The 15,412-nt window shown below is 69.7% G+C and carries 14 protein-coding genes; 6 read left to right on the plus strand and 8 right to left on the minus strand.

What is annotated here, in order from left to right; all coding sequences use genetic code 11:
• Together FKO37_RS02225 and FKO37_RS02230 are read left to right on the plus strand one after the other, a co-directional pair.
• Positions 1-1,257, plus strand: coding sequence for a hypothetical protein (locus tag FKO37_RS02225; protein WP_238603598.1), 1,257 nt, complete (start codon positions 1-3; stop codon positions 1,255-1,257).
• Positions 1,254-1,964, plus strand: a complete 711-nt coding sequence (locus tag FKO37_RS02230; RefSeq protein ID WP_037807134.1) for an ESX secretion-associated protein EspG — start codon at positions 1,254-1,256, stop codon at positions 1,962-1,964. The genes FKO37_RS02225 and FKO37_RS02230 overlap by 4 nt, the downstream gene beginning before the upstream one ends.
• Here the strand turns inward: FKO37_RS02230 and FKO37_RS02235 are convergent.
• The gene (locus tag FKO37_RS02235) at positions 1,961-2,329 is read right to left on the minus strand and encodes a MerR family transcriptional regulator (RefSeq protein ID WP_037807132.1); all 369 of its coding nucleotides are present in this window, start codon (positions 2,327-2,329) and stop codon (positions 1,961-1,963) included. The two genes, FKO37_RS02230 and FKO37_RS02235, sit on opposite strands and share 4 nt — an antisense overlap.
• Before the next feature lie 103 nt (positions 2,330-2,432).
• Between FKO37_RS02235 and FKO37_RS02240 the strand changes: the two genes are divergently transcribed.
• Positions 2,433-3,125: an SDR family oxidoreductase gene (locus tag FKO37_RS02240; RefSeq protein ID WP_037807130.1), complete on the plus strand. Its 693-nt coding sequence runs from the start codon at positions 2,433-2,435 to the stop codon at positions 3,123-3,125.
• Positions 3,126-3,165: 40 nt separating this feature from the next.
• Here the strand turns inward: FKO37_RS02240 and FKO37_RS02245 are convergent, their stop codons facing one another.
• From FKO37_RS02245 to glf, 4 genes are all read right to left on the minus strand, one after another.
• A complete protein-coding gene (locus tag FKO37_RS02245; protein ID WP_238603599.1) occupies positions 3,166-3,837 on the minus strand; it encodes a hypothetical protein in 672 nt (223 codons plus the stop codon).
• Between the two features lie 115 nt (positions 3,838-3,952).
• Positions 3,953-5,011, minus strand: a complete 1,059-nt coding sequence (locus FKO37_RS02250) for a decaprenyl-phosphate phosphoribosyltransferase (protein WP_043837798.1) — start codon at positions 5,009-5,011, stop codon at positions 3,953-3,955.
• The gene (locus FKO37_RS02255; RefSeq protein WP_037807124.1) at positions 5,008-5,526 is read right to left on the minus strand and encodes a phosphatase PAP2 family protein; all 519 of its coding nucleotides are present in this window, start codon (positions 5,524-5,526) and stop codon (positions 5,008-5,010) included. Before FKO37_RS02255 ends, FKO37_RS02250 begins: the two co-directional genes overlap by 4 nt.
• Positions 5,519-6,742, minus strand: a complete 1,224-nt coding sequence (gene glf, locus FKO37_RS02260) for a UDP-galactopyranose mutase (RefSeq protein WP_037807122.1) — start codon at positions 6,740-6,742, stop codon at positions 5,519-5,521. Before glf ends, FKO37_RS02255 begins: the two co-directional genes overlap by 8 nt.
• Positions 6,743-6,831: 89 nt before the next feature.
• On the opposite strand from glf, the gene FKO37_RS02265 reads away from it, so the two are divergent.
• Positions 6,832-8,844 carry a DUF6541 family protein gene (locus FKO37_RS02265; RefSeq protein WP_238603600.1) on the plus strand — a complete coding sequence of 671 codons (2,013 nt, stop codon included), beginning with the start codon at positions 6,832-6,834 and terminating at the stop codon, positions 8,842-8,844.
• 40 nt (positions 8,845-8,884) lie between these two features.
• Here FKO37_RS02265 and FKO37_RS02270 read toward each other — a convergent pair whose 3' ends face one another.
• Complete coding sequence (locus tag FKO37_RS02270; protein ID WP_134727954.1) at positions 8,885-9,772, minus strand: LLM class flavin-dependent oxidoreductase; 888 nt, start codon at positions 9,770-9,772, stop codon at positions 8,885-8,887.
• A 57-nt stretch (positions 9,773-9,829) separates the two neighbouring features.
• Between FKO37_RS02270 and FKO37_RS02275 the strand changes: the two genes are divergently transcribed.
• Complete coding sequence (locus tag FKO37_RS02275; protein WP_106961491.1) at positions 9,830-10,654, plus strand: HAD family hydrolase; 825 nt, start codon at positions 9,830-9,832, stop codon at positions 10,652-10,654.
• 324 nt (positions 10,655-10,978) lie between these two features.
• Here the strand turns inward: FKO37_RS02275 and FKO37_RS02280 are convergent, their stop codons facing one another.
• A complete protein-coding gene (locus FKO37_RS02280; protein ID WP_037807118.1) occupies positions 10,979-11,710 on the minus strand; it encodes a 1-acyl-sn-glycerol-3-phosphate acyltransferase in 732 nt (243 codons plus the stop codon).
• A 65-nt stretch (positions 11,711-11,775) separates the two neighbouring features.
• The gene (locus tag FKO37_RS02285; protein ID WP_238603601.1) at positions 11,776-13,293 is read right to left on the minus strand and encodes a hypothetical protein; all 1,518 of its coding nucleotides are present in this window, start codon (positions 13,291-13,293) and stop codon (positions 11,776-11,778) included.
• Between the two features lie 221 nt (positions 13,294-13,514).
• Between FKO37_RS02285 and FKO37_RS02290 the strand changes: the two genes are divergently transcribed.
• On the plus strand, positions 13,515-15,410 hold the full coding sequence (locus tag FKO37_RS02290; RefSeq protein WP_238603602.1) for a DUF6541 family protein: 1,896 nt from the start codon (positions 13,515-13,517) through the stop codon (positions 15,408-15,410).
• Positions 15,411-15,412: the final 2 nt, after the last annotated feature.

The raw sequence follows: 15,412 nt of genomic DNA on the forward strand, positions 1-15,412 counted from the left end.
ATGGGCTGGGTGGAGTCCACCAAGGCGCTGCTCGACAAATACCAGGAAATGACGGTGCCGATCGAGGAGATCGTCCCGCAGGTCCAGGCAGCGCAGCCCGGGGTGTGGCATGAAGGCAGCGACATCGCCAAAGGACTCGCGCGGGATCAGGAAGCAGTCAGCCAGGACGTCTCAGAGATTCTCGGCGGTCTCGAATCCGTCTGGAGCGGCGCTTCGGCGGACAAGGTCTCGCAGCGGCTGCGAACGGTGCGTTCCTCGATGACCGGTGCGCAGCAAACGTTCCACGACAACAGCGGCACGCACGCTTCCGCGGCGGCGATGCTCGACAATCTGCGCAACCAGATGGCCCCCATGTCGGCGGAACCGCTCACGAACGCACTGAAGAGCGGGAAGAACCTGTTCGACTCCGACGTGCTGTCCGAGATGCGCAGCCACAACGAGGCTTCGGCCAAGAATCTGCAGCTCTACCAGGAATTCACCCACCAGACCCAGTCCAATTCGGGGCAGTTGAAGTACGACTACGGCAAGCTCGGCGCGTACGACGGCGGCGTCACGGTCAACCAGCAGCCGAACGTTCCTGGCCCGGGCCATCCGCCAGCAGGCCCGCCAGGCCCCGGCGGTTGGCGGCCGGGAGGTCCCGACCCACGTGAGACTGGACCAGGCGACCAACCTCCCGGAGCGAGCGGGGCGGGCAGCCAGGTCGGCCCCGGCGTCAGCGGAGGCCACAGTCCTTACCGCGACAGCGGGCCGTACAGCGGCAGCCCGGGCAGCTACCCGCATTCGCCGAATCCGGCCGACGCGACCAGCACCTCCGGCTACGTCGAGCCGACCGGTTCCGGTCAGTCCCGGTTCACCCCTCCGGGGATCGGCGGGTACCAGCCCGGCGGGTCCGGCCCGAGTTCCGGCGGGTCTGGTCTCGGCTACACCCCGGGCATCGGGTTCGGCTCGACCGGCGGAGAGAGCGGCGGCACCGCGACCACGCCCCGCGGTCCGGGCGGCGGTTCCCGGGTCGGAGCCGGAGAGTTCGGCCCGCGAGGCAGTGGCGGCGCAGGGACGGGTGCGCTGCGCGGAGGTGCGGCCGGCGAGCGCGGTATGCCCGGGGCCGGGATGAGCGGTGGCCGCGGCGGCAAGAAAGAAGACGACGCCGAGCACAACCGCAAGTACGTCCTCGACACCGACGACATTTTCTCCGACGAGGAAGCCACCATCGATCCCGTCACCGGCCTCCGGTCGACGCCGCCCACTCTCGGCGCATGACCGGGCTGGATTCCACGGTGCGGCTGCCGACCGCGGTGTTGTCCCTGGTGTGGGACATGCTCGACCTCGGCGAAATGCACCCGCTGCTCAGCGGCAAGCGGCTTTGGGTGAAGGACGGCGCGGACCGTCGGCTGCACGCCGAGACGATCGAGTACCTCACCCAACTCGGGCTCGCACGCGACGACGCGCCAACACCGCACCTGCGGGCGACCTTGCAGGTGATCGCCTACGCCGAGGGCGAATACTTCGCGCACTCGCAATTCAGCACCGGGACCGATCGCAGCGCATTGGTCGCCCAGCGCGGGCCGGACGCGGTACGGGTGTCCGTGCAGGACGACGTGGTCGAGATCCGGCAGATCGCCCCGAACCGGCTGGCCACCGCGCTGTTCGACGCGCTTCCGCAGATCCCCGGCGCGCCGGTGCGCTCGGTGTCGATCGCGTCCGACGAGGCGCCGGACCCGTTCGACGAAAGCACCAGCGCCGAGTACCTCAATTCAGTCCTGGACCAGCCCCGCCAAGCGGTGCATCAGCTGTACGTCGGCCGCCGGGCCGGTGGCAGGCACCTCACCGGCGGTCCGATTTTCGCCCTGGACCTGGAAGCCGGCCGAGTCCTGACGTACCGGACCACCGACGACCGGACCGAGCTGATCCCCGGCGACCCGCGTGCGATCGTCAAGATCCTGAACGACACCTCCGCCGCCCTTTAGTCCAGCACGACCGGGCAATGGGGATTCGGCGTCTCCGCCAACGCGATCATCTTTTCCAGCCGCTCGCGAGTGCGTTCGAGACCGGAGATGTACTCGTCGAGCCGGGCCTTCTCCTCGCGCAGCCGAACGCGCGATTCCGGCGTGCTGACGCCCGCGTGCAGGCACGGCATCAGCTCGCGGATAGTCGCGCTGGACAGCCCCGCCGCGTAGAGCTGCTGGATCAGCCCGACCCACGACACCGCGTCCTCGCCGTAGCGGCGCTGCCCGCCCGACGTGCGCGTCGACTCGATCAGCCCCTGCTGCTCGTAGTAGCGCAGTGAACGCACGCTGACCCCGGCGCGCTCCGCCACCTCGCCGATCCGCATCCGAGCCTCCGTGATCCGCACCACAAACACGAGAACCTGACATTGACGTCAGGATCCAGGATAGCCGTTGTCCCCTTCCGACAGCTTTTCCCAGGACAACCTCATGCAGATCGCAGGCTCGACCGCGCTGGTCACCGGTGCCGGACGCGGACTCGGCACCCACTTCGTCCGCGCCCTGCTGGACCGCGGCGCGGCCAAGGTCTACGCCACCGCTCGCCGTCCCGTCGACCTCGACGGCGCGGTGCCGCTGCCGCTGGACGTCACCGATCCCGATTCGATCGCGGCCGCCGCTGCCGCCGCCCCGGACGTCACCTTGCTGATCAACAACGCCGGAGTCGCCTCCTTCACCGACCTGGTGACCGGCGACCTGGACTCGATCCGGCGGGAAATGGAGACCAATTTCTTCGGCCCGCTGCGGGTAATCCGGGCATTCGCGCCAGGGTTGAAGAATGGCGCGATTCTGAATGTTCTGTCCGCCCTGTCCTGGGCGACCTATCCGGGCTCCGCGGGATACGCCGCGTCCAAATCGGCGGCGTGGAGCATGACCAACTCGGTGCGGCTGGAACTGCTGGCGCAGCACACGCTGGTGAGCGGCCTGGTCATGGCCAGTACCGACACCGACATGATGGCCAGCTTCGACATCCCGAAAAACGACCCCGCCGACGTCGTCCGCACCGCGTTGGACGGGCTGGAAGCGGGAGAAATCGAAATCATCGCGGACGCGGACAGCGCGACGGCGAAAGCCGGGCTGTCCGCGCATCCGACGGTGCTGTACCCGGCGCTGCTGGGCGACTGAGGTCGAGCGGGCAGGGATTCTGCGCGAATACGCCGTTCGCTCAGTTGCCTGTTCCGGAGCCGGTGCCGCCGCCGTTGCCGAACCCGGGGCCGTTGTTGCCGTTGTTGCCGCTGCCGCCGTTCTGGCCGTCCGGGATGCGGTGGCGCTGGCCGGGACCGCCGTCGTTGAAGCGGTGGCCGCCCTGGTGCTGGCTCATGCCGGGCCGGCCGGGATGGTGCGTCGCGGCCATGACGCCGCCGACGATCCCGCCGCCGACCACCAGTCCCAGCACGCCCACCGCGACCAGTTGCGTGGCCCGGTGGGCGACAAACCGGCGGAATCCGCTCTGCTTCGGCGGCGGCAGCGGCATACCCCACGGGCCGGGTTGAGCGAACTGACCGGGCTGATTCAGCTGCTGAGCGGCCGGACCGGCGTGCTGGCCCGCTTCCGCGGAAGACGCGCCTTGGCCCGCCTGCTCAGCAGACGGCCCGGGTTGACCCCCTTGGCGTGCCTGCTCGGCAGACGATCCGGGCTGGCCCAGCTGGCTGGTCTGCTCGGCAGACGGCACCGGCTGGCTCGGCTGAGTAGCGTCCCCCGACGATCCCGCCTGGCCACCCGCGGCAGCCGGGCCCGCATCGGTCGCAGCCCCGCCCAGGTCCCCGGTCCGGCCGAACTGCTCAGTCGGTTCCTGCCCGGCAGGCTCGCCAGGCGAGGGGTTCTTTTCGTCGTTCATCGTCGGTCCTCCGGGCTGCGCGGGCGGGAGGCGGGGTGTCCCGGCTCCCACCCCCGAGGGTGACCGTCGATGCTGTGGAGAAGCTGAATCCCAGCTGTTTAAATCTGCGCGCCGTTCACAGGTAGAACGACAGGAACAGGGTCACGACCCAGGTCGCGCCGAGCACCTGCAGCACGCGGTCCTTCAAGGCGATCTCGTCCGGCGCACCGGCGTTGCCGCCGTCCACGTCGACCGCGTAGCGGAGCACCGCGATCACGAACGGGACCATCGACACGACCGCCCACACCGAGTTGTGCTCGGCCTGGCGGATCTCGAACGCCCACAGGCAGTAGGACATGATCAGGATCGCCGCGGACGTCGCCCACACGAAGCGCAGGTAGCTCGCCGAGTACTTCTTCAGCGAGGACCGGATCTTCGCGCCGGTGCGCTCGAACAGCATGATCTCCGCGTACCGCTTGCCGGCCACCATGAACAGCGAGCCGAACGCCGTGACCAGCAGGAACCACTGCGACATCGCGATGCCGCCCGCGACGCCGCCGGCCACCGAGCGCATCAGGAAGCCCGAGCCGACGATCGCCAGGTCCACCACCGGCTGGTGCTTCAGGCCGAAGCAGTAGCCGAGCTGCACGGCCTCGTAGACCGCCAGCACGATCGCCAGCCGCCAGTCCGCCGCGAACGACACGGCGAGGCCGGCGAGGAAGAACACCACGGCCGCCGCGTAGGCCACCGGGACCGGGACGATGCCCGCCGCGATCGGGCGGTTGCGCTTCGTCGGGTGGGCCCGGTCGGCCTCGACGTCGACGGCGTCGTTGATCAGGTAGACCGACGAGGCGGTGAGCGAGAACGCCACGAACGCGATCAGCGCGTCGATGACCAGCTCGGTCCGGTTCGTCGCCTTGGAGAACGCGAAGAACGGCGCCGCGAAGACGAGGACGTTCTTCACCCACTGCTTCGGCCGCGCGGTCTTGATCACCCCGAGCACGAGGCCCACGGGGCTCGTGCCGGAGGTCGGGGTCGGGGCGGCCGGGGTTTCAGGCTTCTCGACCTTCTCGGTCTTCTCGACCTTCTCGGTCGCCTCGGCCGCGTCGGTCTTCTCGGCGGCCGCCTCTGTCGCTTCTGCGGATTCGGCCGTACCGGACGCGTTTTCGGTTCGCTCGTCGGTCGTTTCGCTCATCGCTTCTTGGTCAGCTTCCGTCGGATCAGACCGCCGACGACGCCTCCCAGGGCGGCTCCGGCCAGAACGTCTGTCGGATAGTGAACGCCGAGCAGCAGCCTCGAGGCGAGCATCGGCGGTACCAGGGCGGGGACCAGGTTACGCCCGGTCAATCCGGAGTAGAGCACCGCCGCCGCTGTCGTCGACGTCGCGTGCGACGACGGGAAGCTCAGCTTGCTCGGCGTGCCGACCAGAACCTCCACGCTGGGATGGTCCGGACGGCGCCGCCGCACGACGCGTTTCACGGCGATCGACGCGGCGTGCGCGCCCACCACTCCGGCCGACGCGACCAGCCAGTCTTTGCGCCGGTCGCGGTCCACCGCCGCTCCGAGCAAGCCCAGCGCGAACCATCCCGCGCTGTGCTCCCCGAACAGCGACATTCCCCGCGCGACCTGCACGGCGCCCGGCTTCTTCAGCACCTTCTGGGTGCTGGAGAGCACGGCCACCTCACCGCGCGGGGTGTCCTTCTCAAGCATCGATCGACCCGTCCAACGGCGCACCGTCGGTCAGATGCGGGGCGATCTTGTTGTCGAACATCGACAGCGCCGACCCGATGGCCATGTGCATGTCGAGGTACTTGTACGTGCCGAGCCGCCCGCCGAACAGCACGTTCTTCTCGCGTGCCTCGGTCTTCGCCAGCTCGCGGTAGCTTTCCAGCTTCTCGCGGTTCTCGGCGGTGTTGATCGGGTAGTACGGCTCGTCGTCTTCCTTCGCGAACCGGGAGTACTCGCGGAAGATGACCGTCTTGTCCTTCGGGTAGTCCCGCTCCGGGTGGAAGTGGCGGAACTCGATGATGCGGGTGTAGGGGACCTCTTCGTCGTTGTAGTTGACGACGGAGGTGCCCTGGAAGTCGCCCGTCTGGGCGACCTCGGACTCGAAGTCGACGGTGCGCCAGGTGAACCGGCCCGCCGAATAGTCGAAGTAGCGGTCCAGCGGCCCGGTGTAGACGGTCGGGGTGCCCGCCGGGATGTGCTCGCGGACGTCGAAGTAGTCGACGTTCAGCCGGATCTCGATGTTCTCGTGCTCGGCCATCTTCTCGAGCCACGCGGTGTAGCCGTTGACCGGCAGACCCTCGTAGGTGTCGTTGAAGTACCGGTTGTCGAAGGTGTAGCGGACCGGCAGCCGGTTGATGATGTTCGTGCCGAGGTTCTTCGGGTCGTTCTCCCACTGCTTCGCGGTGTACCCGCGGATGAACGCCTCGTAGAGGGGACGGCCGATCAGGGAGATCGCCTTCTCCTCGAGGTTCTGCGCGTCCTCGGTGCGGAACTCGGCGGCCTGCTTCGCGATGAGCTCGCGCGCCTCGTCCGGCGTGTGCGACTTGCCGAAGAACTGGTTGATCAGGCCGAGGTTCATCGGGAACGAGTAGACCTGGTCCTTCACCCGCGCGAAGACCCGGTGCTGATAGCCGGTGAACTCGGTGAAGCGGTTGACGTACTCCCACACCCGCTTGTTGGACGTGTGGAAGAGGTGCGCGCCGTAGCGGTGCACCTCGATGCCCGTTTCGGGCTCGACCTCGGAGTAGGCGTTGCCCCCGAGGTGGTGACGGCGCTCGAGGACCAGGACCTTCTTGCCCAGCTCGGCCGCGGCCCGTTCGGCGATGGTCAGGCCGAAGAAACCGGACCCGACGACGACGAGGTCGTAACCGCGAAAGTCGTCTTCAGTAATCTTGGCGGAGTTCGTGTGCTCGCTCACGGGCGCTCAGGGTACGCAGTCGCGCGACCGCGTCCCGAACCGACCTCGGCATCCCGCCAGGTTTTACCGGCACTACACACGTGAGAAGCATGCCTGCACCAGACACCTTCTGGACCTATCTAGGCGCGGTCGCCAGCTACGTGGCCGTGCTGGCAGTCCCTGGCGGCCTCATCGGCCGGGCCGCGGGAGTGCGCGGGTGGGCCCTCGCCGGGCTCGCGCCGCTGCTCAGCTATGCCGTCACCGGCCTGGCTGGGCCCTGGTTGTCGACTGTCGGTCTCCCGTACAACGTCTTCACCGCCGCAGCCTGCACGCTGCTGCTGGCGGGGGTCGCGTGGGGAATCCGGCGGCTCTGCCTCGTCCGCGGCTGGATCACCCCGGGCGCGGAGGAGCCTCCGGTCGTCTGGAGCACGCGCGCGCAGTGGTCGGTCGCCGCGTGCGTCGCGGTGGCGACGGCGCTGTCGATCGCCGTGGTGCTTTCCGCGCGCGGCGGGACGACGGCGGTCTTCCAGCGCTGGGACACCGTCTTCCACGCGAACGGCATCCGCTACATCGCCGACACCGGCGACGGCTCGCTCATCGGCATGGGCAAGATCAACTGGTACCCGGACGGATCGTTCTATCCGAACGGCTATCACCTGGTCGGCGCGCTGGTTTACCAGATCTCCGGGACGAGCATCCCGGTCACGCTGAACGCCATCACCATGCCGGTCGCGGGCATCTTCGCGCTGTCGATGGTCGCTCTGGTCCGCCAGATGGGCGGCCGGGCGGTCTTCGCGGGCTGCACCGCCCTGATCGCCGCTGCCGCGACGACGGGCGCGTACGAGTCGGTGTCGAGCGGCCTGCTGCCGTACGCGCTGGGGATAGTCCTCACGCCGCTCACGGTGGTCGCGCTGCAACGCTTCCTCGTACGCCCGGGCGTCGACACCGGCCTGGTCTTCGCGCTGTCCGCGGACGGTCTGCTCACCGCGCACTCGAGCGCACTGTTCGGCGGCGTCCTCTTCGCGGCGCCGCTAGTGCTGCAGCGTTGGTACCGCTCGCTTCGCAGGCTTCGGGTGGACGGTGTGCCTGAAGGGCGCAACGGGCTGCGCGTGATCGGCGGCGACATCGTGCGCACAGTGCCGGTCATGGCGGCCGCAGTCGTCTTCGCCGCGCCGCAGATCCTGGGCGCGATCAAGTTCACCTCCGGCTCGTACCCGTACCAGCCGTGGAATTCGGACCTGCCGGTCCTGTCGGCGCTGAACATGCTCGGCACGTTCCAGCAGGTGCTGCACACGCCGCAGCTCTGGCTCACCGTGCTGCTCGTGGTCGGCGTGCTGGCCTTCCGCACCCTCGACCGGATGCGCTGGCTGGTCCTGTCCGCGATCGGGCTCTCCGGGCTGTTCGTGCTGGTCACGTCCTACGGCGCCTCGCCGCTGGTCATCTCGCTGTCGCGGCCGTGGTGGAACGACCGGTTCCGGCTGATGGCGCTGGCCGCGATCCCGCTGTGCCTGCTCGCCGGGCACGGCATGGCGGAGCTGCAGCGCTGGACGGCGCAGCGGATCCGCTCGATCAGCTGGGCGAAGGCGCGGCCGCGGGTGGTCTCCCGGCTCGGGATCGCGGCGGCGGCGGTCGTCGTGGCCGTGACCGCGGTGCTGACCGGCGGGTTCTACCGCACCGCGAACGCCACCGCGGTGTCGTTCCTGTACTACAACGGGCCGGAGGGCGAGGTCACGCCGCCGGTCAGCCCGGACGAGATCGCGGCCATGGAGTTCCTCGGCCGGATGCACATCCCGCCGGACGAGAAGGTGCTGAACGACCGGCTCGACGGCACCGCGTGGATGTACGCGCTGACCGGCGTGCACCCGGTGGCGGGCCACTACGACGGCGGCGGCCCGGTCTCGCCGGACGCGACCTACCTGGCGCTGCACTTCCGCGATTACGACCTCGACGTGCGCGTGCGCGAGGCGGTCCAGCGGCTGAAGGTGCGCCACGTGCTGGTGGGCAGTGGTCCGATCGCCAAGGGCGCGCCGATCTCCCCCGGCCTGCGCGACCTCATGGGCAGCGATTTCCTGCAGCTCGTCTACCGCAATCCGGGCGCGCAGATCTACACGATCATCAGGTGACTCTCGTGACCGCGGCCTCCCCTGGCCGCGGTCACGAGGGCTACTCGGCCTTGAGGCCCGGCAGCACTTCTTCGACGACCTTTTCCAGCACCGATTCGTGCCCCTCGTACGGCCCGCTCGAGCGCGGCCAGTGCGCGATGACGTCGGTGAAGCCCAGCTCACGGGCCCGTTCGGTGGCCTCGCGGAACGCCGCGACGCTGCTGAGCGAGAACACCGGCGCCGCGTCGAGGCTCAGGTACCGCTGGATGCCCGCCAGTTCCCGGCCGGCCGCTTCGGCCCGCTGTTCGAACGTGGCGACCAGCTCGGCGATGCCGGTCCACCATTCGTCGAGGGTGTCCCCGCCGCGCCCGGTGGTGACCCAGCCCGCGCCGAACCGCGCGGCCAGCGTCATGGTGCGCGGGCCGTTGGCCGCGACCAGGAACGGCAGCCGGGGGCGCTGCACCGTGCCCGGCAGGTTCCGCGCGCCGCGCGCGGAGTAGTACTCGCCGGAGAAGTCGAAGTTGTCGGTCATCAGCAGCCCGTCGAGCGCCTCGACGAACTCGGTGAAGCGGTCGACCCGCTGCCGCGCGGTCAGCTCCGGAGCGGCCAGCACCTGCGCGTCGTAGCGCGAACTGTCCACGCCCGCTCCGACGCCCAGCACGAACCGGCCGTCGGACACGTCGTCGAGGGTGATCAGCTCGCGCGCGAACGGCACGGGGTGCCGCGCGACCGGAGAGGCGACGAAGGTGCCCAGCCGGATCGTGGAGGTGACCATGGCGGCCGCGGTGAGGGTGGGCACAGCGGAGAACCACGGCCCGTCGACCAGCGACCGCCAGCCGAGATGGTCGTAGGTCCACGCGTGGTCGAAGCCGTACTCCTCGGCCGCGCGCCACTTCGGCTCGGCCGCCCACCAGCGGTCTTCAGGAAGAATTACGATGCCTGCTCGCACGAGGCCGACCGTAACGTCCGGCACTGACATTCGCTCGAACGGGCGGCGACCGGGAGAATGGGAGACGTGGAGAAACCCCGGTTGATCGCGTCCGACGTCGACGGCACCCTGCTCGGCCCCAGCGAACAAGTGACGCCGCGCACGGTGTCGGTCGTGCAGCGGGTACTGGCCGACGACGTGCCGTTCGTGCTGTGCACCGGCCGCCCGCCGCGCTGGATCGCGCCGATCGCCGGACCGCTCGGGCTGACCGGCTACGCGGTGTGCGCCAACGGAGCCGTGCTGCTCGACATCGGCACCGACTCGGTGGTCGCGGTGCACGGCGAACTCGAGCCGAAACTGCTGCACGACCTGGCCTCGGCACTCGACAAGGCCCTGCCCGGCTGCCGGCTGGCTGCGGAACGGATCAGCACCGGATCGGTGGACCACGAACTGCGCAATTTCGTGATCGAGCCGGAGTACCACAACCCGTGGGGCGACGAGGAGAGCCGCATCGCGCCGCGCGCCGAGGTGCTGGGGAAAACGGCGATCAAGCTGCTGGTCAGCCGCCGCGGGATGACGTCGGAGGAGATGGCCGAAGCGACGAGCGCGGTGCTCGACGGAGCGGTGGACGTCACGTATTCGTCCTCTGGCGGGCTGATCGAGCTGTCCGCCCACGGAGTGACGAAGGCGACCGGGCTCGCGGACATCGCCGAGCGCTTCGACGTGCCCCAGTCGTCGGTGATCGCCTTCGGGGACATGCCCAACGACGTCGAGATGCTGCAGTGGGCGGGCCACGGCGTCGCGATGGCCAACGGCCACCCGACCGTGCTGGCGGTGGCGGACGAGGTAACCGGACCGGCTGCGGAGGACGGGGTGGCGGAGGTTCTGGAGCGCTGGTTCTAGGCACCCCAATGAGGTTGTTTCAGTAGCGCGGTTCGCGGCAGCGGTGGTTGCCAGGACGCTGCGGGCCCCGGCCGACTAGGCGCACCGGCGGCTCCTCCCCCCGAGGCCCGTGAAGGGCTCCTTCAGGGAATCTGATTCCCTCAAGGAGCCCTTCACGGACGTCAACTGGAGCGGAGAAGCGACGCCGCCCGGTCGACGCCGCGCATCGCCGTCACGACGCCGCACGCCGCACTACTGAGAAACCCCAATGTGGCATTGGGTGCGTCAGATGCACCCAACGCCACATTCGGTGCGCTCAACGCACCCAATGCGGCATTGGGGCGCTCAAGAGCGGCGGTCGAGCGCAGCAGCCTCCTCGGGCGTCGGCGCGCTGCCGCCGAGGTGGGCGGGCAGCCACCAGCGCTCGGCGTCGCTCTCCGGGGCCTCCGGGTACTCCGCTTGGGCCTTCTCCAGCAGCTCCGACATCCGGGCGCGCAGGTCCGTCGTCAGCGCTTCGCACGAGTCCTCCGGGCCGGGGCGCATCGGCTCGCCGATCACCACCGAAATCGGCACGTGCCTGCGGGTGAGGTCGCGCGGACGGCCCTTCGTCCACAGCCGCTGCGTGCCCCACAGGGCCATCGGGATCACCGGCACGCCCGCCTCGGCGGCCATCCGGACCGCGCCGGTCTTGATGTCCTTCACGGTGAACGACTGGCTGATCGTGGCCTCCGGGAACACGCCGACGACCTCGCCCGCGCGCAGCCGCGCCACAGCCTCGTCGTAGGACGCCTGCCCGGCGGCGCGGTCCACCGGGATGTGGTGCATGCCGCGCATCAGCGGGCCGGCGACCGGGTTGCTGAAGATCTCCTGCTTGGCCATGAACCGCACCAGCCGCTTCGCCGGGCGGGCGCCGAGGCCGCAGTAGATGAAGTCCAGGTAGCTGACGTGCGTGCAGGCGAGCACCGCGCCGCCGCGGGCGGGCACGTGTTCGGCGCCGGTCACCCGGAGGCGGTTGTCGAGCAGCCGGAACATCAGCCGCGCGGCGACCAGGACGGGCGGGTACACGAATTCAGCCATGCGCCCAAGGCTACGGGACCGTAGGTTTCCCGCCGGTAGGTCGCGCGGGTCGGCTCCGCCACACTTCAGGGGCAGGACACGTAGTGGAAGTCCGGCGCTCGGTCGAGTTCGCCGACGAGCCGGCTGGCGTCGTCGGCGCGCGGGTAGACCGCGATCCAGAACGGCGTCCCGGTGCGCCGGAAGGTCGCGACGCGGTACCAGGCGGGCAGGTCGTCGGCACAATCCTGGCGATCGGCGTATCCCGACCGGCCGGGCACGGCGAGCGTCGACCGTTCCGCGTCCATCCCGACCACCAGCACGTGCGAACCGGCGCGGCTCGCGAGCAGCCCCGGCGACCCGGCGCTCACAGTTGATCCGGGCGGCAGGTAGCGGGCGAGCCAGTCCCCGACCTCGGCCAGTTGCGCGCCCTGCGTGCTCCAGGCCCGCACGCGCTCCAGCACTTCCGGACTGAACACGGAGACCGCCACCGCGACCCCGGTGAGCGCCGCGGTGACCGCCGGAACCGCCCGGGAAATCGCCCGCGGCCTCGGTACCGGAGCGAGGACGCCGCACCCGGCCACCGCGGCGACCGCCAGCAAGGGCGGCACCGGCACGAGCAGCCGCCACGACAGTCCCGGATCATCCTCGAAAAGCACCACGATCCCGGTGTGGCCGACGGCGAGCGCCAGCACCAACCACAACGCCGACCGGGCTTCCACCGCGCGCCCCCGCGATGCCACCAACCCCGCCACCACCGCGGCCGGGACGAGAAAACCCAAGTGCGCCAAGGCGAAGCCGCCCAGATACGGCCAATCCGGTGCGGGCGGCAGGCTCACGTCCGACGCGAACCGGTCGTAGTAGGTAACGCGCCAAGCCGTCCACGGAGCCAGGAACACCAGCGCGCCCAGCACAAAACCGACCGGTGCCCACCAGGTGTGCCGCCCGCGCACGGCAGCGAAAACGAGCCATCCCGCGCCGACAACGGCGAGCGCAATCCCTTCCGGCCGCGTCATCACCGCGCTGGCGACGAGCACGCCGGCGACCAACGGCCGACCGGCCACCAACGCGTACGCGACACAGAGCATGAGCAACGCGAACATCGGCAGCTCAGTGCCCGAAAGCCCGTACACCGCAAGCCCGTTCGCCCCCGCGGTCAGCAACGCCGCCGCGACCCCGATCGCGCGCCGCGGCTCGGCCCCGTCCGGCAACCCGAGCGCGGCGATGCGGTTGGCGAGGAAATACGCCATCAACACGCATCCCAACGCGGCCACGCCACTCAATACGACAGCTGCCGACGGCACTTCCGCACCGAATGCCCCGCGTGGCAAGGCGATCGTTACGAGCCAGAGGAAATTCGAGTACGTCTCGCTGCGGTCGCCAGGGTTGAAGACCGGGCCGTTGCCGTCGGCGATGTTCTGCGCGTACCGGAAGCTGACGTACGCGTCCTCGGTCGCGGTGGCGAACAACAGCTGATGCAGCAGAGAAAACCCGAGAACGAGCAGAAGAACCGCGACCCGCCAGCTCCGGTCCTGCCCCATCCGCCGCCAGGCGGCGACGACCAGCGCGGCCAGCGCCAGCCATCCCCCCACGACCGCGTAAACCACGCGCCCCCAGCCTCCCGCGCCCCTCACCCGTCCAGCCGACCCCCGGGCGGACCGTTCCTCACCGGCTCCAGTCAAGCGCGCGGCCGCGCTTCCCGGACATCAGCCGTTCGGGTGTATATGGGGTGCGGCTAGCCTAAGGCCCGATTCCCATCCGCCACGGGGAGCAGGCGGACGCCGATAACTCGAGGAAGACTGTGCCGAGCGACCCCACAACGTTGTCCGTGGTAGCCAGCATCGCCTGCTGCCTGCTCGTGCTCGGGATTCCCGGGCTGATCACCGGCGCCGCCGCCGGATTGCGCGGCTGGCTGCTGGCCGGCCTGACCCCGCTGCTGAGCTACGCCGTCGGCGGCCTCGCGGGCCCGTGGACAGCGGCGATGGGGCTGCCCTTCAACGCCTGGACCTATGCGCTGGCCACCGTCATCTTCGCGGCTGTCGCGTTTGGACTCCGGTGGCTCACGGTGCGCCGGTGGCGGCCCGAGCGAGAGGTGCGGGCCTGGGAACCGCGGGCGAACTGGGCAGTCGCTGCCTGTGTCGTCCTCGCCACCGTCATCGGGTTCTACACGGCCGCGCACGGCATGGGTCACCTCGGCGCGATCGCGCAGGGCGGCGACGCGCCGTACGCGGCCAACGGCGTGCGCTACATCGCCGAAACCGGCGACGGCAGCCTTTTCGGCATGGGCACGGTGAACTGGTACGGGGACGGGAAACCGCCTTTCTACCCGAACGCGTACCACCTGCTCGCCTCCGTGCAGTACACGCTCAGCGGCGGTTCGATCCCGCTCACCCTGGACGTGAACACGGCGTTGCTGCCGGGCTTGCTGGCGCTTTCGCTCGCGGTGCTGGTGCGGGCGTTCCGCGGCCGCGCGGTGCTGGCCGGAGCCGTCGCGCTCGCCTCGGTCGCGCCGGTGATGGGCCTGTACGAGTCAATGGACCGCGGGCCGCTGTACCCGTTCCTGCTGGGCATGGCGCTCACCCCGTTGGCCGCCGTGGTGCTGCGCCGGTACCTCGACCGGGTCGCACCGGACACCGGTTTCGTGCTGATGATCGGGGCGGTCGGACTGCTCTGTATCCACTCGTCCACGTTGTTCGGCGCGATCCTGTTCGCCGGGCCGCTGCTGGTGCAGCGCTGGATCGAGCGGTGGCGCTCGATCGGCAAGGACCTGCTGGCACTCCTGCCGATCGCGGTGCTGGCGATGCTCGTGGCGTGGCTGCAACTGTTCGGCGCGCTGGGGCTGGCGAACAGCTCGACGGTGCAATATCTCGGCTGGCCCAGCGAATGGCGCGCGACGACCGCGCTCGGCGCGTTGCTCGGGTTCCAGCATTTCGAACCACAGCCGCAGATTGTGCTGTCGGTGGCGCTGCTGGCCGGTTTCATTTTCTTCCGCAGGCTTGGCTCGCTGCGCTGGATCGGCTTGACCGCGCTGGTCACCGGCCTGTTCTATATGGCGGTCTCGTCCTCGGACGCACCGCTGGTCATGGCACTGGCCCGGCCGTGGTGGGACGACCCGTACCGGTTCATCACGATGGCGATCGTGCCGCTGTCGTTCATCGCGGGCCACGGAATCGCGGGACTGCACGAGTGGCTGAAGGAACGGCTGCCCGCGCGGGTGCCGCCGGCAGCGCTCGCCGGGGTGGTCCTGGTCGCCTTCGCGGGAGCCTCGAAAGGCCTGTACACCGAGACCAACAGCGAGGTGGTCGCGCGCGGGTATCACCGCCCCGATCCGCACACCCTGGAAATCACGCCCGGCGAGGAACGCGCGATGGCGGAACTGGGCAAGCTCGCGAAGCCGGGTCAATGGGCGATGAACGACCGCTGGGACGGCACGCCGTGGACCTACGCACTCAGCGGCGTCCGCACCGTCGCCGCCCACGACGACGGCACGAGCCCGCCGTCGGATGCCGTGCTGCTGGCCGCGAAATTCCGCGACTACGACACGGACCCGGCCGTCCGCGCCGCCGTACAGCGCCTGAACATCCACTGGGTGATCCTGGGCCGCCCGGCGGCTCCGCCGAAGCGCGCGTACGCGGATCCGGGGGTGAACGGGTTGGCGGGGCTGCCGTTCCTGAAAGAGGTGTACCGCAACGAGGACGCGGTGATTTACCAGCTGAATCGCTGAGG

It is taken from the genome of Amycolatopsis sp. Poz14 (assembly GCF_006704225.1).
In the GTDB taxonomy this organism is placed as follows: Bacteria; Actinomycetota; Actinomycetes; order Mycobacteriales; family Pseudonocardiaceae; genus Amycolatopsis; species Amycolatopsis nivea.

What these genes read in the sequence shown, in the direction of transcription:
- FKO37_RS02230 (WP_037807134.1), top strand. Translation starts at nt 1,254, where the DNA reads ATGACCGGGCTGGATTCCACGGTGCGGCTGCCGACCGCGGTGTTGTCC.
- FKO37_RS02235 (WP_037807132.1), bottom strand. Translation starts at nt 2,329, where the DNA reads ATGCGGATCGGCGAGGTGGCGGAGCGCGCCGGGGTCAGCGTGCGTTCA.
- FKO37_RS02245 (WP_238603599.1), bottom strand. Translation starts at nt 3,837, where the DNA reads ATGAACGACGAAAAGAACCCCTCGCCTGGCGAGCCTGCCGGGCAGGAA.
- FKO37_RS02250 (WP_043837798.1), bottom strand. Translation starts at nt 5,011, where the DNA reads ATGAGCGAAACGACCGACGAGCGAACCGAAAACGCGTCCGGTACGGCC.
- FKO37_RS02225 (WP_238603598.1), top strand. Translation starts at nt 1, where the DNA reads ATGGGCTGGGTGGAGTCCACCAAGGCGCTGCTCGACAAATACCAGGAA.
- FKO37_RS02240 (WP_037807130.1), top strand. Translation starts at nt 2,433, where the DNA reads ATGCAGATCGCAGGCTCGACCGCGCTGGTCACCGGTGCCGGACGCGGA.
- FKO37_RS02265 (WP_238603600.1), top strand. Translation starts at nt 6,832, where the DNA reads ATGCCTGCACCAGACACCTTCTGGACCTATCTAGGCGCGGTCGCCAGC.
- FKO37_RS02280 (WP_037807118.1), bottom strand. Translation starts at nt 11,710, where the DNA reads ATGGCTGAATTCGTGTACCCGCCCGTCCTGGTCGCCGCGCGGCTGATG.
- FKO37_RS02255 (WP_037807124.1), bottom strand. Translation starts at nt 5,526, where the DNA reads ATGCTTGAGAAGGACACCCCGCGCGGTGAGGTGGCCGTGCTCTCCAGC.
- FKO37_RS02275 (WP_106961491.1), top strand. Translation starts at nt 9,830, where the DNA reads ATGGGAGACGTGGAGAAACCCCGGTTGATCGCGTCCGACGTCGACGGC.